The organism is Boudabousia liubingyangii (genome assembly GCF_001907245.1).
GTDB lineage: Bacteria > Actinomycetota > Actinomycetes > Actinomycetales > Actinomycetaceae > Boudabousia > Boudabousia liubingyangii.
Genome location: NZ_MQSU01000004.1, coordinates 1 through 24,015, shown reverse-complemented (window position 1 = coordinate 24,015; position 24,015 = coordinate 1). Strand labels below are relative to the sequence as shown.

Annotated in this window: 19 protein-coding genes; 6 read left to right on the top strand and 13 right to left on the bottom strand. The window is 54.5% G+C overall.

Going from position 1 to position 24,015, the window contains the following annotated elements; all coding sequences use genetic code 11:
• Positions 1-231 precede the first annotated feature (231 nt).
• From BSR28_RS06965 to BSR28_RS06930, 8 genes are all read right to left on the bottom strand, one after another.
• The gene (locus BSR28_RS06965) at positions 232-3,138 is read right to left on the bottom strand and encodes a type I restriction endonuclease subunit R (protein ID WP_233120632.1); all 2,907 of its coding nucleotides are present in this window, start codon (positions 3,136-3,138) and stop codon (positions 232-234) included.
• A gap of 10 nt (positions 3,139-3,148) precedes the next feature.
• The gene (locus BSR28_RS06960) at positions 3,149-4,333 is read right to left on the bottom strand and encodes a restriction endonuclease subunit S (RefSeq protein ID WP_073713766.1); all 1,185 of its coding nucleotides are present in this window, start codon (positions 4,331-4,333) and stop codon (positions 3,149-3,151) included.
• The gene (locus BSR28_RS06955) at positions 4,330-5,850 is read right to left on the bottom strand and encodes a type I restriction-modification system subunit M (protein WP_073713765.1); all 1,521 of its coding nucleotides are present in this window, start codon (positions 5,848-5,850) and stop codon (positions 4,330-4,332) included. The genes BSR28_RS06960 and BSR28_RS06955 overlap by 4 nt, the downstream gene beginning before the upstream one ends.
• Positions 5,847-7,358 (bottom strand): type I restriction-modification system subunit M, encoded by a 1,512-nt coding sequence (locus BSR28_RS06950; RefSeq protein WP_073713764.1) that lies wholly within the window; start codon positions 7,356-7,358, stop codon positions 5,847-5,849. The genes BSR28_RS06955 and BSR28_RS06950 overlap by 4 nt, the downstream gene beginning before the upstream one ends.
• Before the next feature lie 85 nt (positions 7,359-7,443).
• A complete protein-coding gene (locus tag BSR28_RS06945) occupies positions 7,444-8,376 on the bottom strand; it encodes a hypothetical protein (protein ID WP_073713763.1) in 933 nt (310 codons plus the stop codon).
• Entirely contained in the window at positions 8,373-9,524 is a 1,152-nt protein-coding gene (locus tag BSR28_RS06940) for a restriction endonuclease subunit S (protein WP_073713762.1), read from the bottom strand. Before BSR28_RS06940 ends, BSR28_RS06945 begins: the two co-directional genes overlap by 4 nt.
• A complete protein-coding gene (locus BSR28_RS06935) occupies positions 9,511-10,773 on the bottom strand; it encodes an HsdM family class I SAM-dependent methyltransferase (protein WP_073713761.1) in 1,263 nt (420 codons plus the stop codon). Before BSR28_RS06935 ends, BSR28_RS06940 begins: the two co-directional genes overlap by 14 nt.
• 97 nt (positions 10,774-10,870) lie before the next feature.
• On the bottom strand, positions 10,871-11,344 hold the full coding sequence (locus BSR28_RS06930) for a hypothetical protein (protein ID WP_143237624.1): 474 nt from the start codon (positions 11,342-11,344) through the stop codon (positions 10,871-10,873).
• A gap of 121 nt (positions 11,345-11,465) precedes the next feature.
• Here BSR28_RS06930 and BSR28_RS06925 point away from each other — a divergent pair, with 121 nt between their 5' ends.
• Entirely contained in the window at positions 11,466-12,290 is an 825-nt protein-coding gene (locus BSR28_RS06925; RefSeq protein WP_073713759.1) for a hypothetical protein, read from the top strand.
• 62 nt (positions 12,291-12,352) lie between these two features.
• The gene (locus tag BSR28_RS06920; protein ID WP_083563187.1) at positions 12,353-13,480 is read left to right on the top strand and encodes a S66 family peptidase; all 1,128 of its coding nucleotides are present in this window, start codon (positions 12,353-12,355) and stop codon (positions 13,478-13,480) included.
• Here BSR28_RS06920 and BSR28_RS06915 read toward each other — a convergent pair.
• Together BSR28_RS06915 and BSR28_RS06910 are read right to left on the bottom strand one after the other, a co-directional pair.
• Entirely contained in the window at positions 13,477-14,193 is a 717-nt protein-coding gene (locus BSR28_RS06915) for a LuxR C-terminal-related transcriptional regulator (protein WP_073713912.1), read from the bottom strand. The two genes, BSR28_RS06920 and BSR28_RS06915, sit on opposite strands and share 4 nt — an antisense overlap.
• Positions 14,194-14,285: 92 nt before the next feature.
• The gene (locus BSR28_RS06910; RefSeq protein WP_073713758.1) at positions 14,286-15,479 is read right to left on the bottom strand and encodes a sensor histidine kinase; all 1,194 of its coding nucleotides are present in this window, start codon (positions 15,477-15,479) and stop codon (positions 14,286-14,288) included.
• A gap of 135 nt (positions 15,480-15,614) precedes the next feature.
• On the opposite strand from BSR28_RS06910, the gene BSR28_RS06905 reads away from it, so the two are divergent.
• From BSR28_RS06905 to BSR28_RS06895, 3 genes are all read left to right on the top strand, one after another.
• Positions 15,615-17,147, top strand: coding sequence for a PspC domain-containing protein (locus BSR28_RS06905; RefSeq protein ID WP_073713757.1), 1,533 nt, complete (start codon positions 15,615-15,617; stop codon positions 17,145-17,147).
• A gap of 2 nt (positions 17,148-17,149) precedes the next feature.
• Positions 17,150-17,389, top strand: a complete 240-nt coding sequence (locus tag BSR28_RS06900; RefSeq protein ID WP_073713756.1) for a hypothetical protein — start codon at positions 17,150-17,152, stop codon at positions 17,387-17,389.
• Positions 17,390-17,612: 223 nt separating this feature from the next.
• Positions 17,613-18,470: an HAD family hydrolase gene (locus tag BSR28_RS06895; protein ID WP_073713755.1), complete on the top strand. Its 858-nt coding sequence runs from the start codon at positions 17,613-17,615 to the stop codon at positions 18,468-18,470.
• Positions 18,471-18,496: 26 nt separating this feature from the next.
• Here the strand turns inward: BSR28_RS06895 and BSR28_RS06890 are convergent, their stop codons facing one another.
• Both BSR28_RS06890 and metG read right to left on the bottom strand, forming a co-directional pair.
• Positions 18,497-20,236: a pyruvate dehydrogenase gene (locus tag BSR28_RS06890; RefSeq protein WP_073713754.1), complete on the bottom strand. Its 1,740-nt coding sequence runs from the start codon at positions 20,234-20,236 to the stop codon at positions 18,497-18,499.
• 321 nt (positions 20,237-20,557) lie between these two features.
• Complete coding sequence (gene metG, locus BSR28_RS06885) at positions 20,558-22,366, bottom strand: methionine--tRNA ligase (protein ID WP_073709712.1); 1,809 nt, start codon at positions 22,364-22,366, stop codon at positions 20,558-20,560.
• 77 nt (positions 22,367-22,443) lie between these two features.
• On the opposite strand from metG, the gene BSR28_RS06880 reads away from it, so the two are divergent.
• The gene (locus tag BSR28_RS06880; protein ID WP_073709711.1) at positions 22,444-23,013 is read left to right on the top strand and encodes an isochorismatase family protein; all 570 of its coding nucleotides are present in this window, start codon (positions 22,444-22,446) and stop codon (positions 23,011-23,013) included.
• Positions 23,014-23,034: 21 nt separating this feature from the next.
• On the opposite strand, the gene rsmI is transcribed toward BSR28_RS06880, so the two are convergent.
• On the bottom strand, positions 23,035-23,919 hold the full coding sequence (gene rsmI, locus BSR28_RS06875) for a 16S rRNA (cytidine(1402)-2'-O)-methyltransferase (RefSeq protein ID WP_073713753.1): 885 nt from the start codon (positions 23,917-23,919) through the stop codon (positions 23,035-23,037).
• Positions 23,920-24,015 lie beyond the last annotated feature (96 nt).

Genomic DNA, 24,015 nt, shown 5'->3' with positions numbered 1-24,015 from the left:
GACTAATGTAATATGCTTCTAGTAGTCGACTCATCGCATTTTCGTTCTTGTGTTTGATATAAACCTGAAAAAAGGAAGCCAGAAAACAAAGACATAGTTAGCTACACCTCGGAGAGAGAAGTGTTGACGATCTATGTACTAATATTTTCCTGCTAATACTTGATACTCGGATCGTGCTTCTCGCTAACTTTACGAGTAGACAATATTTCGCACGCCTTTAGAATCAGCCGTCTAGTAGTACTCGCGTATATATTCAAGAGCCTTAAAATGCACTTCCGCACTCTTTATTTTGAACTTCAAATATAAAATCTTGCGGAGTTCCTGAGAGACGACGCGGTCACCTTCTGAGGTACTTTGCCAACCGTCGAAGCGAACTTGGCGCACAACGTTATCGATCTCCTCGACGACCTTGTCCACGATGATTGGGGTCTCTTCGCTTTTCACGGTCTCGAAAAGCTCTGAGAGTGCGGCCTTACCGCGCTCTTCACGGGGTACCTCACCGGCTTCCTTCTCAGCCTGCAAAGTGTCGCGGCTGAGATCCAGAAGAGCTTTGAGGAAGTCCAACGAGTGTTGCTGGGCGTTGGCATATTTTTCACGCAGCTCCTGCAGGCGTTTACCTAGTTCCACAAACGCTGGGTTGCCTCGGTGTTTAGCGATGCGGGCTGAGACGATCTTCGTGAGCTCCTCGGGGTCAACAGTGCCTTTGCCTGCGCTCATTAAGTCTTCGATGAGTTCAGCGTTAAGCACGATGGTTTCGAGATCACTGCGTGGCAGGTCAACATGAACATTGTCATGGATGAGCTGCAGTGTTTTACCGCCGAGGGCATGCCACAGCAATCGGTCGGAGGTTTCGGCTGGCCGGGTGGACTGGTAAACAGCACTGAGCCACAAGTAATCCTTGCGGTATGCGCCCAGGAATGGGTCGGGCGAGAGCGCTTCCCACAGGTGGTGCAGGGTTGAGTAGGTTTTCGCGAAGTCTTCCCGGGTCTGCTTATCAGGCAATTTCTCTTGTGCTGCTTGGAGTGCTTCCCAGCCGTCATGGGTGCGATCTACCCTCGGGAAGAACGAGAGTGCCTTCTGCATGGCTGGACGGAATTCCTCTTTTAGCTTGTCGAGGTTCTTGATGACCTCTCGCACGCTTTCATCATCAAAGGCAAGTGAGGAAGCAACGTCGTCGAAGATACCGAGGTAGTCCACCACTAGCCCATAGGCTTTATTGGGCGGGTAGACACGGTTGGTGCGAGTAATGGCCTGAAGCAAAGTGTGCTCTTTGAGTGGCTTGTCAATGTACTGGGCCTGCAAGATGGGAGCATCGAAGCCAGTGAGGAGCTTGGCGGTGACCACGATAATTTTCAACGGGTCATCAGGGTCGTTGAAGCGCTCTAGAAGCCGGTCCAATTCGGTGCGGTCCGGGCACCACCTATTCCACTCGGGTGGGTCTGTTTGTGCCGCGCTCATCACGATGGTGGAGGCTTCGGGCGGGAAGTATTTGTCGAGTTCGCGTTTGTAGGCCACGCAGGTTTCTTTGTCGTAAACCACGACCTGCGCTTTGAACCCTTGGGGTTCAACATGTGCTTTGTAGTGCTCGGCGATGTCGGCAGCGACCTGACTGATTCGGTTTGGCGCTTTGATGAGCACTTCCAGGCTGGAGGCCTGTTGGGAAAGTTTCGCCCGATCCGTTTCTGAAATTTCACTGGTCTGGGTTAGCTCATCAAACGCAGTGTTGATGGCGTCCTCATCCAGGTGCATCTCGGACAGACGCGGCTCGAAGTTCAACGGCAGCGTCGCCCCATCACGTTGGGAATCTTGGAATGAGTACCGCGAGAGGTAACCGGATGGGTCTTCTTCGGAGCCGAACCATTTGAACGTGTTGCGATCACGCTTATTAATGGGAGTGCCGGTGAGCCCAAACAGGAAAGCGTTAGGCAGTGCGGTGCGCATGGATCTGCCGAGGTCGCCTTCTTGGGTGCGGTGGGCCTCGTCGACCATCACGATGATGTTGTCACGCTCATCCAAAGCCTGCTCGATGTCAGCAAACTTATGGATCGTGGTGATGATGACCCGCCTCGCGCCACCGGCGAGCAGACTTTGCAGTTCTTGCTTCGAGGAAGCAGGAACCATGTTCTTCACGTCAGCCGACAGGAATGTGGCCGTAATCTGGGCATCAAGATCGACCCGGTCCACCACAATGATGACCGTCGGTGATTTCAACTTAGGCGTGGCACGCAGCTTCCTGGTAGTGAACACCATGAGCAAGGACTTGCCTGAGCCCTGGAAATGCCAGATCAGCCCAGACTTCACCCTGCCCTCAACCACACGTTCAACCATCTTGGTGGCAGCCTCAAACTGCTGGAAACGCGCAATAATCTTGATCTTGCGGTGCTTACGGTCCGTACCAAAAACCGTAAAGAACCGAAGGAACTCGAGAATCACCCTAGGTGTTAACAGGACACGAACCACTGATGCAACTTTGTCGAGGCCGGGCATATAGTCGGCTTCAGATTCGTCGTTACGCCACGGCCCCCACTTCTCGATCGGCATGCCCACGCTGCCATAGCGCAGATCCTTACCATCAGAAGCAAAAGAAAACACATTGGGCACAAAGAATTTCGAGGACTCAACCTCATACTCATCATGCAACTGCTGAGCACCATCAAGCCACGAACGCCCCTCACGCACCGCACTCTTGCACTCACCAACCGCCACGGGCAGGCCGTTGCACCACAGCACGAGGTCGAAACGGTTCGTATTCGCACCTTGAGTGAAAGTGACCTCGGTGGAAACAATCCACTGATTCGCGCTCGGATCTGAGCCTTCAAAATTGATGAGGGAAACTGGAGTGTGTTCGCCGTTCTGACCAAACGGCATGGACTTGTTGCCCAGCATCCACTCACAGAACTCTTCGTTCGCTACCACCGGGTGATGGGAATGCTCTGCCTTAGCCACCACCTGATCGAGGTTGAATAACACCTCATCAACCCGCCCCTCATCCCCAGCCAGCTCAGGATTCAGCCGCTGCAACGCCTGAGACAAAGGACCACGCAGGAACACCTCTGTGGTCTCACGAGGCAAATCCTTGCCCTCGATAAACTGCACGTCCCCACCGGAGACAATGATGTCACGAATAAAGTCACGCACACTCGTATTCTCAGTGAACATCAAAACCCCCACAGAAAGAGGTAGTCAGCATAGTCTCCATTCGTTTCAGCGCAAGGAATTCTCTCTTTAGGTCTTGAGAAAGATTTTCAAATCTCGACATAGTATGCAAAAATCTCCTGCACTCGTCATCCGTGAGTTCCGGTATTTCAAAGCCCTCAATATGCCTCCAGTGCATATGCTTAACCTTTGACCCTTCTGCCTGCCGGTTAACCCAAGAGTTAAAGTCCTCAGAATCAAGCAAGTAAGCAATTACCCGAAGATTCACTTCCTCATTGATTGGTAAAAGCTTTCCTATTCGCTGGTTCTGAAATGCTTCATCGTGGGCAACGCAAACTCGGCCAAGAAATCTGTCATCCAAATTTTGCGCAGTCATGTTAATGACTAAATCCCCTGCTTTTAGAATCCAGTCAGAAAATTTTTCAGCCCACTCGTAAGGGATGCGTTTAGTTGTCTGACTCCATGAAATTTCTAGGGAACTTTTCATATCGCCGGGGCGTAATAGTGGCAAGCCCTCGTCTTGATAAAGTGAGGATGGAACGCTGTGACCATGGCTAAGGCTAACCAGATCTCGAAGAGACTTTTTACGTGCATTCTTGTATTGGAATGAAACTACAGCATCCCTTGCCTTTAAAACAGCTTTGCTGGCTTTAAAGATTTCATTTTTAGTGTTTTCAAGCCTCCAAAGGAGGTCGGCGATGCGTTGTTGTTCGTCGATGGGCGGCAGCAAAAACTTATACTGTGCAATATCCGACCAGTTTACATAGGGATTCGTAGACCCCTTGCTGACAGAGATAGCAAAACGATGGAAAGGTTCTGCCGACATCACGAGTGGCAGAAATTCTGGGAGCAGAATACGCTCATCCTTGGGCTCCAAAACATAAGTCGTATTTGCGCAAATTCCTTCAAAATCTGCTAGCGCCACTTTTCTCAAGTATGCACGCCGTGAGCCATACAGCACCTGTCCAGGACGGAAATACATATGAAATGCAGGCCCTAAGTATCCATCGCCAATTGTTCCCCAGCGCTGGATAGTCAGTTCATTCGAGTCCATATGCTCTCCGGCAACGTAGCGTTCTAATCTGCTCTCCATAGGATTAACTTTTTTCTTGGATTTAGCGACTACTTCACCCAGGGTTACGGGGGTCCAGTTAGTTTTGTCGACGGTGAAGGTCATTGCTGGTCCTCCGTTTCTTGGGTAAGCATGGTTAGGACGTTTTGGTAGGCGGTCCGGGTGGCGTTAGTTGCCTCGCGCCAGGCGATGACGGCTTCTTCGACACTGATGGTCTCGCCGTTATTGTTGTCGTCTTTTTGTGTTGGCGTGACGTATTGCGGCAGAGCCAGTGTGAAATCCTTTGCGGCAATTTCGTCGACGGTGGCGACCGTGGCGAAGCCGGGTTGGTCTGTGTAGGCGTCGTAGGCGGCTAGGATTTTGTTCTGGTGGGGTTCGCGTAGGAACGATTGGGCGGATTCCCTGGCGTACTCGTCGACTGCGTTGATGAACAGGATTTTGCCCTGTCGTTCTGGGGTTTTGTTGGCGCGGAGCACGATGACGACGGCTTCCATGGGGCTGTTGTAGAACAGGCCTGGTCCGAGCCCGATGACGGCTTCGATCAGGTCTGATTTCACCGCGTTTTCCCTCATGGAGCGCTCTTCTTGGCGGAAGAGTACCCCGTGTGGGAAGAGGATCGCGGCGCGGCCGGTATCTGGTTTGAGGCTGGCGGCGATGTGTTGGAAGAAAGCGTAGTCGGCTCTTCCTTGGGGTGGAGTGCCCCACATGTTGCGCCCGTAAGGATCATGGGCGAATGATTCGCGGTCCCAATTCTTGATGCTGTAAGGAGGGTTCGCCAGAACCAGATCATGCTGGAGCAGGCGCCCATTCTTCGTCAGGAACGCCGGTTCGCGCAGGGTATCGCCGTGGGCGATGTGGGCGTCTGGGATGCCGTGAAGGAATAGGTTGGTGCGAGCAATGGAACTGGTGGTGTGGTTGAGTTCTTGCCCGTAGAGAGCAAGGTTGCGCCACTCCTGGCCTGAGACTTTCAACTCTGCGATCGTGGAGATGAGCATGCCGGCGGTGCCTGCGGTGGGGTCATACACCGACTCGCCACTCTTGGGGCGCAGCATTTTGGCCATGAGGTGCACCAGGGTGCGGTTGGTATAAAACTCTTGGGCGGTGTGCCCGGAGTCGTCAGCGAACTTCTTGATCAGGTACTCATACCCTTGACCCAACTCGTCCTCGGGCAGATTCGCCAGGGAAAGATTTTTAGAAGAGAAATGCTCGATTAGGTCGATGAGTGTCGCATCAGGGAGTTGGTCTTTGTTTGCCCAGTCGCCGTCGCCGAAGACACCATCGAGGACGCCGGGGTTGGCGGCTTCGATACCGCGCATGATGGTGCGGGCTGCTACACCGACATTTTTGGTAGTTTCTCGTAGGTCATCCCAGTGGCATGAGTCTGGGATGGTGAACCGGTGGTTTTCGGGCAGGTCTGCGAGGGTCTCGTCACCATAGATGTCCATGGCAGCGTCATGTTCTTCGTCGTAGACGTCACTGATGCGCTTGAGAAAGATCAGAGGGAAGATGTACTGCTTGTAGTCCCCAGCATCGATCAGGCCGCGTAGTTTGACCGCGGCATCCCACAGGTAGGACTCGAGCTCGCGCTGGCTGATTCGGGTGATCTTTTTCTTGGTGCTCATGCAAGGTCCTCCGCGCTCAAACCCCACAACGCTAGTTGTTCCTCCAAGGACGCCCGTGACTCTTCCACCTGTTCCCAAGCAGTCAGTAGATTGGCCAAAGCCTGTTCCATGGTCAACGTCTCAGTGTCATCGCTACGTGTTACGTAGCGGGTGATGTTGAGGTTGTCTGCCTCAGCATGGATGTCATCCAAACTCACCACTCGGGCGAAACCCTCGATATCGGCAAAACCTTGGTACGCAGCCAAGATCTCATTAGCGTGAGAATCAGACAAGCTGTTTTGGTTGCGACCCTTAGTGAACAGGTGGTCCGCATTGATAAACAGTACTTTGCCCTGGCTGCGCTGGGGCTTACTGGTGCGCAGCACCATGATCGCGGGGGCCAGGCCGGTTCCGTAGAACAAGTTCGGGGCCATCCCAATCACGGCCTCGATAAGATCTCGCCCCAAGAATTCACTACGAATCCTGGCCTCGGCACCGCCACGGAACAATGCGCCCTGCGGCACCACCACTGCCACCCGACCGGTGCCAGGTTTCGCCGAGGCCATCATGTGCTGGATCCACGCCCAGTCCGCGTTCTTCTCCGGCGGCACCCCGCCGATCTTGTTGCGCCCGTACGGGTCAGATGCCCACGCTTGTGGCCCCCAGTCCTCCAAGGAGAAAGGCGGGTTTGCGATTACATTGTCAAATTGCTGCAACTTACCGCCGGATAGAAACGCAGGGTTGCGCAGTGTGTCCTCACGCACGATCGTGAACTCGGGAACTCCGTGGAGCAGTAGGTTCATCCGCGCAATCGACGCAGTGGTCAGGGTCTTGTCCTGCCCAAAGAGGTGCCCCCACAACAATCGCGGGTCGTGCCCCTGCTCCTTGGTATGGGCGATGACTTCGAGGAGCATCCCGGCCGTTCCACAAGCCGGATCATACGTGTCCTCGCCCGGTTGAGGATCCAAAATCCCTACCATCAACCGCACTACACTTCGAGGCGTGTAGTACTCGCCAGCCTTCTTACGCGACAGGTCAGCGAACCGCTTAATGAGATACTCGTAGGCTTGGCCAAACACATCCGGCGCAACAACCTCGTTTGAGAGGTTCTTCGTGGAGAAATGCTCAATCAGGTCCAACAGCTTGTCATCAGATAGCTTCGCCTTGTTCGTCCACGGGGCATTCCCGAAAATGCCGGCCAAAGTTTTTGGATTCGCGCTCTCGATAGCTCGGAAAGCACGGACCAATGCTTGCCCTACGTTTACGGTAGTTTGTCGTACTGACTCCCACGAAGCATCTCTGGGAATGTCAAAGTGATGATTTTCCGGTAGTCGGGCATATTCATCATCCCCATCAGACTCAGTCAATGCGTGAACATACTCGGCATCGTACACATCTGAGAGACGCTTAAAGAACATCATCGGAAATATGAAGGCCTTGAAATCTGCTTGGTCGATGCTACCTCGCAACAGGTCCGCAGCAGACGCTAGATACCCTTCCAACTGCGAAAGAGTCATTATTTCCGTCATATATCTAATCTTTCAACCTAGGTTTGATCTATCGTCTAACTTTAAGTACGTATCATTTAGCCGTCATCTTATGGCGCCAATGACCCTAGTATATTTCTAGATCCCAACGAAGCGCGTTATCCCAACGGTCATTGTACGCATTAGAAGATTTAGGATCATTCATCTGCTTCGTAACCTCTCTGAATACGAATTGCGTAATAGCTTTCATTGTTAGGTCTACCTCTTCCTCTTGGCATACAGCTGCAATCACTTCAACAAACCGCGCTCTATTAGGCGACTTTGCCACATGCGACAGGGTATTACGTTTCTCTCCAAACGCATTTAGATGACGATTAATGCGTTGTCGTAATCCATCCTCGAAAAAACGATTACACTCCGCTTGTAATTGCCTGATCGCTTCGTTTCCATTTTGACAAGTATCCGCACGCAAAGCTTCAGCGATCCCATATCCACGCCAATACAGAGAACTACACATCATTTCAGGCCACGGTTGAGGTAGTTCTTGCAGCACATAAAAGTGATTAACGAGGCCCATAAAAGCCTCTCTTGCATCCTCGTCATACGGCATCAACGCAGGAATCGCAGTCCTCAAAGCCCCGGGAATTTGAAGACGTTGACCCAGGGTCCACCCAATAATCTCAGGTTGAAATGAACCTGGTAACGGAAAGCTAAGGGTGGGGCATGATTCCTTTACTTGGCTGTTAACTCGAGAAATCAGAAGGGTCGAAAAATCTGCTGAGCTGCCTTGTGACTCTAAAGAAGCTAGAAGAAAAGAAGCGAACTCAGCATGATCATCGGATAACGCCAAAGAGTTAGCAGTCTCTTGAGAGACCTCGGGAATGATAGACTCCCATTTTTCTCGATAGTTCTGTTCCGCTTCAAGTAGCCATTCACCTGATAGTCCGTTATTTTCCAGTCGAGAAAGTAGCGGCTTGAAACTAGCAAATTGGTCATTGAGAATATGGTAGATTTCAGCAAACACTAATGGAGAAAACCTACAGACCATTTCCATACTCATCTCCAGATTCTCTTTTCTAGCTCTTCTTTGAGTGGTCGAATGAGGCCTGTTCCCTCCCAGTCCTTGAGGTCTTTAGGAACTCTCATTTCAAGCATATCTTTAGAATTAATTGTTTTAATTACACTTCCAGACAGTAAGGACCTTCTTTGTCTGAAGCCACTTCGACCGTTTAAGAAACTTACCAACGCATCAGTTTTTGAAGGATCTTTTGGTCGTAGGACAATGACTTGTTTTCTTGCCATAGTTTGGTCAGCAACTACTGCATGTGCATTGTCCCCTATTGAAGAAACCAAAATGTCACCCTCTTGTACAAGTTCCATTTCTGGTTCGGGAATACACCATCTGGTAATTTCGCGATTGCTTAAATATCGATGGTCTGCCATTGGGATGCTGCCTTTGGCCTCTTGTTTAAAAATAGACCCCGGTTTCATAATTTTGGTTTTAATTATCTCAATCAACTCTCCAAGGGGCTGGGAGTCCTTAATGTTTTCCTCCTGCGGCGGAGTTAAAACTTTTTTCCAAGATTTTGTGCTTAAACGGGTCTTTCGCCACCAGGTAGGCTCTATTTCTTCGATCCAAGTAGAGTTAGAAGCCAGCTTCTTGAGATCACTTAGTTCAGAGTTTGAAATATCCCGTACGGGAAGCAATGCGTTTAAAAGTTCATACCGATAGTTCCGTGACGATAAAGAGAATAATCTAGATAGAAATTCCCTTCCGGTCGCACTTGCCAAAACTCCCCAGAGGTATAGTCCTTGATCCATTTTATGGGGTCTTAGAAGTACAAAATCACTACTAAAAAATAAACCTTCAAACTGGTTGGTGATCAGGATAGGCTTTGAATTCGCTATCTTTGCTACTGCAATGTCCCCTACGTTAATGTCATCAGGATGTGGGCCAACTCGATATGCTGCACCAGAATACTCCCTGCGGTGAATAAAGATTGGCCCCGGAAATTGAGAAAGATCAGCAGGAGTGATAACTGAAATTGGTTGTTCAATGAAATGATGGGGAAAAACCTCATCAACCAAGTTGCTTAGGACTTCAAGTTTGTCTTCCTGCGGCCAGTGAAATGATTCTAGGACCGTACGCTCAGGGTTCCAGTCACTTGGTTTACTCAAACGAAGAATTGCAATATTATTCATCGCCATTACCGTTCTCTTCTTGAAGGAGATGCTCTTTCAAGGCCTCCATGAACGAGCTAGTAGTTGATAGCTGCTCCCGCCAATCGTCTCCTAGCTGAGAGACAAAAGTATCAGTAGGAGGCTCCTTTTCAACTACAAGTAACACTGTCCTGATTACTGTCGCAGTAACAGCTCCCGAAGGTAGTCCGATAATCGCAGCAACTCGATAGTTTTCTGCTAAGTACTGACGATACGCTTCCAAAACAGGACTTGTGGTAAAAGAATAAGGGAGCTGGATGATTAGCCTTCCATGCTCCGAAAGGGCCCTGAGGCAAAGGTCCAAGGCTGCAACATGGATTTCCCTAGTGGTTTGGTTATTTAATAGCTCCCATTTACGTTCAAATCTTCCAAACGGGGGCACTGTAAGAATCAATTCTGCCTTCGGAATATCAGTGCTAAATGAGTCAGCCTCCTGGATATCTATTGATATCTCTTTATAATTGATTAGGCGTGTTAGTTGTGCCGTTTCAGGTTCAATCTCGATTCCAACATACTCGGCTTTTAACCCTTTAAATTGCAGCTCAGCTGCCAGAGAAGCCAGTGTTACACCTAAACCGACAAAGGGATCTAGCACAGTATTGGCTGGTTTCTGTGCCCCCAAATTTGCCATGGCCTTTGCAATCACCGGATCTACTAAGAGCTGTTCATCGGCTCTAACCCGAAGCATCGAGTCACGTTCTAAGAGTTCTTTCACGACTGAACGAACCATGTTCTGATTTACCGAGATCGTACTACCATCAAAGAATGGCAGAGTTCCTTGATCTGAGACTTCCTTCAGTTTTTCCCGGATCACTTTTACCGAAGAGACTTGATTCCCACTCAAGTCTCGTTTGATCAAGCCAACCAGAATCCGAGCGAGATTTTCTTTATCAGATAGGATTCCATCTCCTTCAGGGGCACTGGGAATACGATCAATAGCTTTAAGGCTTTCTAGATGATCATCTGCGATGAACCAAGAGCCTTTAGTGACAATATAGTGTTCCCTAGTCGATAGCTCATTCTTTACCCGGGTAAGGTACGGCAATCCAGCTTCTGGAATCCCTTCCATAATTAAGACGAATGTATGAGGTCTTAGTTCTCCATCATTTTCTGGAGCCCAAGCAATTAGGCCTTTCCCAGCAACGACGGGCAAAGGTATCTGAGAATCTTGGATATGTTTAAAACCTGCAGCCTTAAGCCTCTGAAGTGCTTTTTCCACCTCTAGTTTGTGGTTCATTGAGAAGACCTCCTTAATCAAATAGCCTTATAAGATAAGCCCACAGATAATAAAAGTCAACGCCAGGAAATAACGATTTGATATCGACTCATTTTACTTACTCTCCCTCTTCATACTTAAACAAGTTAGGTATTGCTCCAGCAAACACAATCAGAAGAACAAAAATAAACCAAGCGATTGCAGTGACCCATAATACTGTGCCCAGCCATCCGGTAGCGTAGTTAGCTGCTGTCAGCAGACTGTAGCTAATTCCACCACCAGCTAGGGAAAGCACAATTGCTGCCATGACCGTTGGGAAATCTAGTTTTCGTTTTAATCTTGAGCGCATTTTCGCAGAATATACAGTCATTTCTAAAGAAAGTAGGTCATCTAATTCTGCAAGAGCCTTTTCAGATCCTTGCAGGCCTTCCCTTAGTTTCACTTGACTCTTTATCAACCGTAAAGCTCTACCGCCACTTTCCCTGTCCATCAATGGTCTAACTACAGCAAGCAGTATTGGTACAACAACCGAACTTAACACCGGCGCGTTATTCAGAAACCAGTTCATTTCAACTCCTTCAAAAGCATTCAAGCAGCTTTAAATATAAATAGTAAGAAGCCGAATAGAAGGTTAACGCATCTTAGATCCCACGCCTCATTCTGCTAAAATAGTTCCCCAAGTCACACCCGACCACCTCTGAAGGGAACTAACCATGAATAGCACTTACTGGGAATCTTTGGGATTTGACTCAACCCAGGTACAGGCCGAATATGAGGGGCTCATTGAGGCAATCGTTCAACGCGCCCAAACTGAGGTCCGTACAGAGAAGCCTGAAGACTGGGAACAGGCATGCTATTACGTGGATCCGTCCGGTTTCATGGCCTGCGTATTTATCCACAAAAATGGCGAGGCTTCAACCAACTTCACAATCCACGGTCAGCCGGGCGTAACCTTCTACACCTTCCAGGTACGTCCCGGCTTGGGCGTAGGTCAATACCTTCTCCCGGACCCCGAGGACCCCAATAACGTAACAGGCTGTACTCCCTTCTTCTTGGAATACACCGACCCATTGGCTTACCCGGTTCCGGTCGGTGAGATTGATGGCCGCTATGGTCAGACCTTCCAGAACTATCGGCTAGCGGCAATTGCCGTCAATATGGAGGTCCACCCCAGTCTAGAATCTTGGGCTCAAGCTTACCTTGACCTAAACCGGATTGAACCAGCAGACTACCTTACCGCTCTAGGTGACATTGAAAGCCCCAGCTACGAGCTGATGAACAATATCGAACAGCACCTAGATGATGTCCATGGCGGGGCGATCCTCGGTGGCATCTGCGAACACGTCGAAGAACGCACCAACGGCATTACTGGAAACAAGTGGCTATATGCGACCGTCAACCAGGGGGCAGTCAAACTCAATATTGCACTCCCCTACAACATTGAGCCACGTCCAGAACCCGGCAACGTCATCTACGGCCAAGCCATCATGAACGGCTGCACCGAACGCTGGGATGAGGGCCTAAGCAAAATCCAATAGCCCCATCAAAACAGGCCAGCCTCTTTCCACGAATCGACAATCCGGCAGCTAAAATTACTTCCATGCCTCAAGACTCTACGCATCCGCAACCGCGCACTAGCACAACTGCAAACACCCAGGCCCTCCACGCCCCACATCCCCTGCAGCCGGGTGACCGGGTGGCGGTACTCTCCCCTGCTTGGGCGGCGCCCGCCTACTTCCCGGACCTGCACACCCAGTCCATGGAGCGCGTGCGCACCCTGCTAGAGCTTGAGCCGGTCGAATACCCCACCACCGCGATGATGGGTGCCAGCCCGCAGGCGCGCGCCGCAGACCTCATGGCTGCCCTGACCGACCCGGACGTTAAAGCAATCTTCGCCAGCATCGGTGGGGATGACCTGATCACCGTAATCCCGCACCTAGACGGGGAAGCCCTGCGCGCGGCCTCGGCAGAAAACGGGGCGAAGGCCTTCTTTGGGTATTCGGATAATACGAACCTGAACCACTGGCTGTGGCAGCACGGGATCGCCAGCTACTACGGCGGTTCCACCATGGTGCACCTGGGCCCCGCGCAGATCGACGACGCACACCTGCAGACCCTGCGTGCGGCCCTGTTCGGCACGGACCTGGCCCTGCCCATTCCCACGGAAAGTGAGGATTATGGTTGGGACTGGTCGGACCCGCGTAGCCTCACCGAGCCCTACCTGCGCCTGCCCTCCCCGCCGCTGGAGTTCATTGGCCCCGCTCAGGCGGTCACCGGCCCCACCTGGGGTGGCTGCCTAGAAGTCCTGGACCAGATGGCACTTGCAGGGCGACTGCCCGAACCCACACAGCTTGAGGGTGCGATCCTAATCCTGGAGACCTCTGAGGTGCTGCCGCCGCCGGACTATGTGGGCCGCTGGGTCCGAGCCATGGGTGAACGCGGCTACCTAGACGCCATTGCGGGCCTGGCCTTCGCGCAGCCCGTCGTGGAGGACCGTGACCACCCGGCCCCTGAAGGCACCACGCCGCAGCAGCGCTCGCAAATGCGTGAGGCTCGCCGAGAGGCCTACACGGAGTACCTACTGTCCAATATTGCGCCCTACCGCACGGACCTGCCGGTCTGTCTGAACCTGCCCTTTGGGCACACTCGGCCCCAGTTGGTGATCCCCTACGGTGGCCAGCTAACCCTAGATCCGGTAGCCGAGGTCGTGACCGCCCACTACCGCTAAATAATATGCCGCTCGGCAGCCCAGCGGGTCAGCTCGTTACGGTTCGACAGCTGTAGTTTCCGCAGCACGCTGGACATGTGCGTCTCAATGGTTTTTACAGAGATGAACAGTTCCTGCGCGGCCTCTTTGTAGGTGTAGCCGCGGGCAATATAGCGCATGACTTCCCGCTCCCGGCTAGAGAGCGAATCGAGTTCGTCCTCCCCCGTCTGGGTATCCCCGGCCGCCCCGAAAGCATCCAGCACGAAACCGGCCAGTCGGGGTGAGAATGCGGCGTCCCCCGCGGCCACGCGCTTAATCGCATCCAATAGTTCCGGGGTGGAAATTGACTTGGTGACGTACCCGCGCGCGCCGGCCCGGATTACGCCCACCACGTCCTCGGCCGCGTCAGAAACAGACAGGGCCAGAATCCGGGGCGCCTTCCCCGCATTATTGCCGAGGGCGCTTCCGCCCAATACCGCCCGAGCGACCTCGATCCCGCCGCCCCCATTACCACCTGGTAGGTGCACGTCCAGCAGGACCACGTCGGGCTGGGTTTCGCGAATAACTTCGATGGCACTATCGACATCTTTAGCGGTGCCACAAATTTCGATCTCAGGACTGGGGTCTAGTTCGCCGCGGACGCCCGCCAGGAACATGGGGTGGTCATCAACTAGGACTAGGCGTAGTGGGCGTGCTTGTTCCCCACCGGACGGCTCGGTAGCTGCCGCATCCATCGGTTCGTCCTTTGGCTGGCCTGACTGGCCACCCACCTGCTGGCCCTTCTTCGGCTCCATCGGTTCCTCTTTCATGTTTTCCCTGCTCATTTTCAGTTCTTTCCCTCAGCCTTTTCTACCGCCCACGGCAGACGAATGCTTACTTCCGTCCCAGAGGCCAGTTTCCGAATGCGGACCTCACCGCCGGCACGCTTCGCGCGCTTGACCAGTGAATCCCGCACCCCGTGGCGGTCCCCCGGCACCTGCTCAAGGTCCGCCAATTCAAAGCCCGGCCCGTGATCCTTAATGAAGGCCTCAAACTCGCGCCCACACTCCACATACACGCTAATGGGTGGTTCGCCGTGCTTGGCCGCGTTCGTTAGCGCCTCACGCAGTAGGGCGGAAATATTCTCCCCCTGCTGTCCGGCGGGACGGTCCCCGGTCACCACGACCTCGACCTTCAAGTTGAAGCGGTCTTCGACCTCGGCGGCCTGTTCTTCCACCAGCTGCTGCACGCTAAGGCTGGCACCCTTCGTGGGGTTCCCATAGAGCCAAGTGCGCAACTGTCGTTCCTCGCGCCTAGCCAGGGCTGCGACACGCTGCGGATCCTCTGGGTGTGCCTGAATCAGCGCGAGCGTCTGCAGGACCGAATCGTGCAGGTGCGCGGCCAAGTCCGCGCGCTCCCGCTCTTTAATCTCTTCTGATTCCGCATGCGCTAACTGCGCCCGAATCGTTGCCCACAAGGGCAGCGCCAACAACACCAGTGCGATCAGGATCAACAGGACAGAAAGCAGGATCTGAGCCAGTTGCCTAAAGGAATCCCAGGGGGCAAAAATCCCCAAAATCCCGGCGGTCACGTAGGTGGCCCCCAGGGCCGCTAGGGACCAGTTGATTTTCTTACGTCCAATATTGAGCCATACCAGCCACGTGCCCAGGATGATCACTAGGCCGGCGGGGATCCCATAGTGCCAGATCCCGTCAAAACGCTCGGTCAAGTACACGGCCAGGGCCAGGGCTCCGGCCGCTAGGGACAGCATGCCGATTAGGTTATCGTTTCGTCCTCGCCTAGCTTCTGCGGCCGCCAACTGGGAGCCGGTCGGGGCGTCTTGTTGGAGCGGTGCCGCCAAGGGTCCATTGGTAGCGTGGACGGACGCCGGGCTACCTCCCCGCCGGGAGTTCCCGGCAGGCACCCCAAAACCTGCCCACTTTCCGCGCGGTTCCCGGCTGGCAGGCGTCGAGGTCGGCGGGATCCACCCGGGGACGCGCCGCTCGGTGGGCTTAATGTAGGTTCCTTGGCGTACTTTCACGTTCCCAGTGTGCCACCTTTTTGGCCGCTACGGGTACCCCCTGAGCCGTTTTTGGGGGTATTTTCGGGGTTTTCAGGGTTTTTTCAGGGGTTTCCCTGATAGTTTTTTCGCCCACCTATGGCGGACAATAGAAGCATGAACGAACGTAACATGTACACCAGCTCTTCTGGTAACTCATTCTTTGGTGGGATTCGCGACCTGCGTTTCTACCGGGCTCACCCCCGGATGCTGGGCGGCGTCTGTGCCGGCCTGGCGCACCGGACCGGCTGGAGCCTGGCCTTGATTCGCGTCCTGGCGTTGATTTCCATTTTGGCTTTTGGCTCTGGCATCGCGGTCTACATTATCCTGTGGATCCTGCTGCCGGAGGGCGCCTCTGGTGAGATTATCGCCGAGGACTGGGTTCGACGAGGACGCGGCGGCGAGTTCCTTTTCTTCCCCATTTTGCTTCTGGCTTTCCTAGCTATGATGCTCTTCGGGGTTGGGTTCTTCCGCAGTGTGATTGTCCTAGCGCTACTTTCGCTGATTTTGATTGTCGTGTACGCGTCGCGCGGTAATGATTCTGGTCGTCATGATGACTATGGCCCGTACCGCGAGAATAAGCGCCCGGGTCAGCCCTGGCAGCAGACTCGTCCTTCTGATGAAGAGATCGACGGTTACGCGGCCCCTTTCGTTAAGCCCTCTGGCTCGTCGGCTTTTGTAGGGTCAGAGGATTACCGTGCCCAGGGTACTACTGGCACCAAAGCCGAAAATGGTAGCGAAAGCGGCAATAAACGTACCGGCGACACCAGTGCTGAAAGTGCTCCCCAGGGATCTTCTGAAAGCTACCAGGCAGAGTCTTACGCCAGCCCCACCCCGGGCCCGGAAGACGAAGAGGAAGGCCTGTACTTCCGCCACTCTAAGCCCCAAGCCAAGGTGAGTAGGCGGCCTAGTCGCCCCGCTCCCTCGGCCCGCTTCTCCCTACTGCTGCTGGCGCTGATCTTTGCCGGTATCGGTGGCGGGATCATGGTGGGCACCGCGTACGACTCGGCGCTACTGGGTTACCTGTTCATGGTGCCCGTGACCATGCTGCTTTTGGGTGGCGCGCTGATCATCCAGGGTGTGCGCGGACACCGAGGCGGCTGGATCTCGATTGTTTCCTGGCTCTTCGTGCCGTTCCTGGTGCTCACCTCCATGCTGGGGGTTACCGTCAGTGAAGGAAATATGGGCTATGTTAAGGCCCCTATTTACCTGCAGTACACGAATGCGGAGCCCATGGAAACCGAACTGACCTTCGGGAAGCTGGATGTGCCCGTGCCGGAAAACCTGCCCCTGCACTATCGGATAAAGGCCGAATGGGGAAAGATTGACTTCTCTAAGGTCCCGGCAAACTTCAAGGTGCTGAAGATGAACGCGAGTCGGACTTCGCAGCAGTCCAACGATTCGCTTTCCGGCCAGAACCTGTACCTAGAGGCCACCACGGGGGATCCCGCGAAGGCCGAACAGTACCCCGTCGTGGACATTAATGTCATGGGCGGCATGGTCGACCTGGTCAATGATGGGAACTGGAAACTCAAAGAGGTAGAGGAAACTCGCCGCGAAATGCTGAAGCAACGCGACCAGGTTGCCACCACCCCAGAAGCTGGCTCCACCGCGGAATCTAGCCCGACTATCGAAGGCACTAAGGAGTAATCATGAGCAGTAAATCAAAATCTCAAAAACGACCGAAGTACGGTTTCAATATTTGGGCCTTTGCCGGCGGCTGCTTCCTAGTGCTCTGCTCTATCCTGCCCATTGCGATCCTGTTTACCAGTCAAAAACAGATGGGGTATGTCCTAGCGGGCTTCCCGGCCCTACTGGCGGTACTGTTCTTGGTCTCGGCCTTCTTCGTGGGGTCGAAACGTGATCACGAATATCAGCAGGACCTGCCTTAGTTTCAGGAATCTCGAGGTCGCTGCCTAGCCCCAACTGAGGCTTCCACCTTGGCCTGACAGAGGGCTTGGCCAGCACCGGTTTTAGCATTTTGCACCGTTTAACTACTGAAGTTAAGCGGTGCATTTGCTATTTTTGAAGATATTTCTGTTTTTCAGTGCCCGTGCCGGAACTCATCTGGCACGGTCGCGGTAACTCAGATTTCAAAACTTTGAAGGAGGTCCCATGCCGTTCCCAGACGATTCCTGTACCGACCCTACCCCTGATTGTCCCGGGGCCCCTGAACCGATCGATCCTTTACTTGAGGAGCCTGAAGACGAAGCTCTGAACGTCGAAACCCCGGACGCGCTGCCTCGTCCGGAACTGGTCCTTTTCGACATGGATGACACCCTGGTGATCACTCGGAAGGTCAAGTGGGAGCAGCACCAGTACGTGGCCAAGCACGAGTTCGGTATCGACCTGGCCGAAGAGACCCTGCACGAGCACTGGGGCAAGCCCTTCGGCCCCATGCTGGAGCTACTCTATGAGCAAGCCGCCCCGCAGGACGTGCTGATTTCCACCTACCGCAAATACCACGACCAGTACCCGAAGCTGGAGCAGCCCGGTGGCGTGGCCGCCGTGACCGCCCTGTTGGATGCGGGCGTGAAGGTAGGCGTCCTAACCTCCATGATTAGCGAGGTTGCTATCCCCGACCTTAAACGTATTGGCTTCCCCGTCGAGCGTTTCGAATGCGTCCTAGGTGCGGACCATAGCGAGTTCCATAAGCCTGACCCGCGCGTTTTCGATGAGGTCCTGGCCCCCTACCGGGATTCGTCCGCCACCGATTCCGCAGGCGCTTCAGAGGACGCTTCGGCAGCTCCTTCCGCAGGCGCTTCAACTACCACTTCTGACTTGGCTTCCCGCGTGGTTTACGTGGGCGATGCCCTCATGGACGAGGCCGCTGCGCAAGGAGCCGGCATTGGTTTCGTAGCCGTCACTACCGGTTTGGTCGAAGCCGACGGCTTCGCGGCGGGAGTGCCGGTCTTCCCCGGGGTGGCCGAGGCTTGCCAGGCCCTCCTTGGGGACACGCCCTCGGCGGAATAATATCTGCCGAGGGGGCGTCTACAGCCTCAGAACCGACGCGGAATATTACGTAGGTTCGAACGAGCCATGGACATGACTTCACCAAAGCCACCGTTTAGGATCTGCTTGGACATGGCGAAGGCAAAGCCCTTTGCCTGCCCGAACTCGATCTTCGGCGGGATGGATAGGGCGTTCGGGTCCGTGACAATGTCAATAACTGCCGGGCCGGGCTTAGCCATTTCTTCTTCCAGGACGGCTTCGAGCTCTTGCGGGTCGGTGACTCGCACTGCTCGGATGCCCATGGCTTCAGCGATCGCGGCGAAGTTCATCTCATCATTGGTGGTACCGAAGTCAACCAGACCATCCACGATCATCTCGAGCTTAACCATGCACAGGGCCGAGTTGTTAAACACGACGGCCTTCACGTTCAGGTCCTGAGTCTTAATGGTCTGCAGGTCCCCTAGCAGCATGGATAGGCCACCGTCACCACACATGGCCACAACCTGGCGGTGAGGCTCAGCCACCGCGGCACCAATGGCCTGCGGGAGGGCGTTCGCCATGGAGCCGTGTAGGAAGGAGCCGATCACGCGGCGCTTCCCGTTGGGGGTAATGTAGCGGGCGGCCCAGACGTTGCACATGCCGGTGTCGACGGTGAAGATCGCGTCGTCGCTGGCAGCCTCGTCTAGTTTCACGGCCGCGAACTCGGGGTGGATCGGCTTGAGCTTCGAGCCGTCTTCCGTGTAGGCGCCGACGACCTTATCCATCAGGTAGGCCTGAGACTTGAGTTTCTTATCCAACCAGGAGCGGGACTTCTTCTGCTCCACCATGGGGATCAGTAGTTTCAGGGTTTCGCGCACGTCTGCCTGCACGGAAATATCGCAGCGAGTACGACGCCCTAGGTGCATGGGGTTGATGTCGATCTGCGCGGTCCGTACCTTGTGCGGCAGGAAGCTGTCGTAGGGGAAGTCCGTGCCGATCAGGACCAGCAGGTCGGCTTCTTCCATGGATTCTTGGGCGGCACCGTAACCCAGTAGGCCGGACATGCCCACATCGTAGGGGTTGTCCCACTGGATCCATTCCTTACCGCGTAGCGAGTGCCCAACCGGCGAGTAGAGTTTGCCGGCCAGTTCCATGACCTCGTCGTGCGCCCCGCGAGTACCGGCACCGCAGAAGAGGGCGACCTTGTCGGCCTCGTTAATGGCGTCGGCTAGTTCCTTTAGGTCTTCCTCGTTCGGGATAATTCGCGGTTTACGAGGATGCGCCATATCTAGCGCCTTACCTTCCGGGGCCTTTTCTTGGGTGACCGTCGACGGGATGGTGAGGACGGAAACGCCGGGGGCGGTCAGGGCGGATTCAATAGCAATCCTAGAGACGCGCGGCATCTGGTTGGGGTCCGAGATCATTTCGCTGAAGACGGAGCACTCATTGAAGATGCGGTCGGGGTGGGTTTCTTGGAAGAACTGGGTGCCAATCTGGGTGGCGGGAATGTGGGAGGCGATTGCCAGTACGGGCACGCGGTTGCGTTGGCAATCGTAGAGGCCGTTAATCAGGTGTAGGTTACCCGGGCCGCAGGAGCCCGCACAGACGGCCAGTTTGCCGGTTACTTCAGCGTCCGCGCCGGCTGCGAAGGCGGCTACTTCCTCGTGGCGGACGTGGATCCAGCGGATTTTCTTTGAGCGGCGGATGGCGTCTACGATCGGGTTTAGGCTGTCGCCTACGATGCCGTAGACTCGTTCAACGCCGGCTAGTTCTAACTGTTCGACTAGCATTTCAGCTACTGTCGCCATAGTTCCCTCCTTAGGGATAGGTGTTCGGCTATTTCCAGCCTAGCGGGTTTCAATCTGACTGGCAGTGGCACAGTAGACGATTGTCTCTTAGCCAAATTGCTAGTTTTGTAACCTGTGAAGAAAAACCCGAACAGAAAAAGCAGAACAAAAACCCGCCCGGGACAATCGACTTAAAATCGATGTGTTCCGGGCGGGTTTCGCTAGCTTTAGCTCCAAGCTGGGAGCCTAGCTAGTTTGGGCCTAGTTAGGCGGTCATCTTTAAACCGATGACTCGTCTAGGACTGCTTTTTGTGCCCGCTTAGCGGTGCACTTGTTAAGCAATCACTTATTGCCGTAGCGTTCTAGCTCTTCCTCAATGATCGCTTCGTCCAGCTTCTGGAAGACCGGCTTGGGCTTAGCAATCGGAGTACCAACGGTAACCTCAATGGGTGCCCAGGTGGGTACCTGAGTGTAGTCACCGGTGATGATCGGGTAGTCTAGCGGGCTACCATCTTCACGAGTGATATCTAGGTCGGTGACTTCCTCAATCTGAGGTAGCGGCGCTACCTTGCCTTCCCCACCGAAGACCTGGTCGACGGCGTTAGCGGCAAAGGGCAGGAACGGGCTAAGCATCAGGTTCAGGTTCACTACCGCAGTTGCTAGGGTGTGCAGGACGGTAGCTAGGCGTTCGCGCTGGCTCTCATCCTTCATCTTGAAGGGCTCGGTGACCGTCACGTACTTGTTGGCTTCCCCAACTAGGCGCATAACCTGGGCGATAGCAGCCTTCTGACGGTGGTGAGCGATCAGGTCGCCAACCTCAGCGAAGCCGTCACGGACAGCCTTGAGTAGGTCTTCGTCAATCTGCTCTAGCGGACCGGGGGTGGGGATTTCACCGAAGTTCTTGGCGATCATCGCGGCGGTACGGTTCACTAGGTTGCCCCAACCGGCTACTAGTTCCGAGTTGGTGCGGCGCACGAACTCGGCCCAGGTGAAGTCAGCGTCAGAGTTTTCCGGGCCGGCGGCGCTAATGAAGTAGCGTAGGGCGTCAGCCTGGTAGCGTTCTAGCATGTCGCGCACGTAAATCACGATGCCGCGGGAGGACGCGAACTTCTTGCCTTCCATGGTTAGGAATTCGCTGGAGACAACCTCGGTGGGGAGATTTAGTTCGCCTAGGTCGCCGGGCTGGCCACCCTTGTCGCCCTTGCCGTTGTAGCCGATTAGTTCGGCGGGCCAGATCTGGGAGTGGAAGACGATATTGTCTTTGCCCATGAAGTAGTAGGACAGGGCCTCAGGGTCGTTCCACCACTTGCGCCATGCTTCAGGGTCACCGGTTCGGCGGGCCCATTCAATGGAAGCCGACAGGTAGCCGATAACGGCGTCGAACCACACGTAGAGGCGCTTGCCGGGCTGGTCTTCCCAGCCGGGTACGGGGATGCCCCAGTCAATGTCGCGGGTCATGGCGCGGGGGCGAACATCCTCGAGGAAGTTCTTGGAGAACTTAATGACGTTGGGGCGCCAGGTGCCGGACTGTTCGCGATCGTCCAGCCAGGCTTCTAGGGCCTTGGCTAGGGCGGGTAGGTCTAGGAAGTAGTGGTCGGTTTCTACGAACTTGGGGGTTTCGCCGTTGATACGGGAGACCGGGTTGATTAGGTCGGTGGGGTCTAGCTGGTTACCGCAGGAATCGCACTGGTCGCCGCGGGCACCGTCAGTGCCACAGATGGGGCAGGTACCTTCAATGTAACGGTCGGGTAGGGTGCGACCGTTGGAGGGGCTGATGGCCCCGCGAGTGGTCTGGACTAGCATGTAGCCGTTGTCGCGCACGACCTCGAACATCTTCTGTACGGTCTGGTAGTGGTTACCGGTGGTGGTACGAGTGAACAGGTCGTAGGACAGGCCTAGGGCGACTAGGTCTTCGACGATTAGGCGGTTGTTCTTGTCAGCTAGCTGCCGGGCGGTGATGCCAGCCTCATCTGCGGCGACCAGGATGGGGGTACCGTGTTCGTCAGTACCTGAGACCATGAGGACTTCATGGCCGGCCATGCGCATGTAGCGGCTAAAAACATCTGAGGGGACGCCGAAGCCGGCGACGTGTCCAATATGACGGGGGCCGTTTGCGTACGGCCATGCAACTGCTGAAAGAATTCGACTCATAGTGCACAGTTTAACGCGTTGCGGTAGACGTGCCCTAAAGATATCGTCTATTTTGGTATCTGTGTGAAAGGAGCAACATGAAAAAGGCACTTTTAGTTGTAGATGTCCAGCCCACTTTCTGCGAGGGTGGGGCCCTAGGAGTTACCGGCGGTAATGATACTGCCCAGGGTGTGGCCGATTTTTTGGCTGCCCACGCAAAGGACTATGACCTGGTGGTTTCGACCCAGGATTGGCATATTGAACCGGGTGACCATTTTTCTGAGCATCCTGATTTTGTTGATACTTGGCCTCCGCATGGGGTGGCGGGTACACCAGAGGCTGAACTTCACCCGTTGATTGCGGACTTCCCCTTTGACGCGCAGGTCCGTAAGGGCCAGTATGCTGCCGCGTATTCGGGTTTCGAGGGCGTCACCGATGATGGTCGCACCCTCACCGAGGTGCTACATAAGGCTGCGATTGATCAGGTAGACGTGGTGGGCATTGCGCTTTCGCACTGTGTTCGCGATACCGCGCTTGATTCCTTGCACCGCGGCTGGCCGACTACAGTATTCACGGACCTTTCGGTTCCAGTTAGTAAGGAACTAGGTGACGAGGCCGTAGCACTCATGGCAGCCGAGGGTGTCACCTTAGAGCACTCCCCCGCTTAAGGATCATCGCTGGTCACCGGTTTAACGATTATTTTTAGCGTCTAGGGCAGCTTGGTAGAGCTGATTTTTCCTTAGTCCGCTTTCTTCAGCGATTTGGGCGGCGGCAGCTTTAAGTTTCATGCCCCCATCTACTAGGGTTAGTACTGCCGGTAGGTAGTCTTCGATCTCTGGGGCTTTGGGGGTGGCACCGTGGACGACAATGGTGATTTCCCCGAGGACTTCGCCACTGGTCTTTTCGATTAGCTCTTTTAAGGTACCCCGCATGATTTCTTCGTGGGTTTTGGTTAGTTCACGACAGACCGCGGCGGGGCGTTCTTCCCCGAAGACTTGGGCCATGACTTTTAGTGAGTCGTGGGTTCGTCGTGGTGAATCGAAGAAGATCATGGTGCGTTTTTCGTTTTTGAGTGCACTTAGGGTAGCGGAGCGTTGTCCGTCTTTTCGGGGCATGAATCCTTCGAAGGTGAAGCGGTCGGTGGGCATGCCAGAGGCTGCCAGCGCAGTAAGCACAGCAGAGGGCCCAGGAATGATCCTGATGGGCGTACCTGCTGCTAGGGCCGCCTGGATAAGGTCATAGCCGGGGTCTGAGACGGTGGGCATGCCTGCGTCAGAGATGACGAGGATGCGGGCACCGTTTTGGGCGGCCTCGATGATTTCGGGGGATTTTCCGCTTTCGTTGTGTTCGTGTAGGGGCACGAGTTTGCCGCCTGGTTTGATTCCTAGGCGACCGGCTAGGTTGAGGGCGCGGCGGGTGTCTTCGGCAGCGATGATGTCGGCGTGCTGGATAGCGTTTATTAGTCGGGGGCTGGCGTCTCTGGTGTCCCCGATGGGTGTGCCGGCGAGGGCGATGGTACCGGGTTCTTGGTAGATTTCTACGGTTTCGGTACGTGCCGCGGCGTTATTTTCCATGGTTTTAGTTTAATGGTTTGGTGGGTGAATTGTTTTGGGGCCCGGTGCCAAACACTGTTTGGTTCCGGGCCCCTCTTTTGTTGTTTTTAAGTGGCG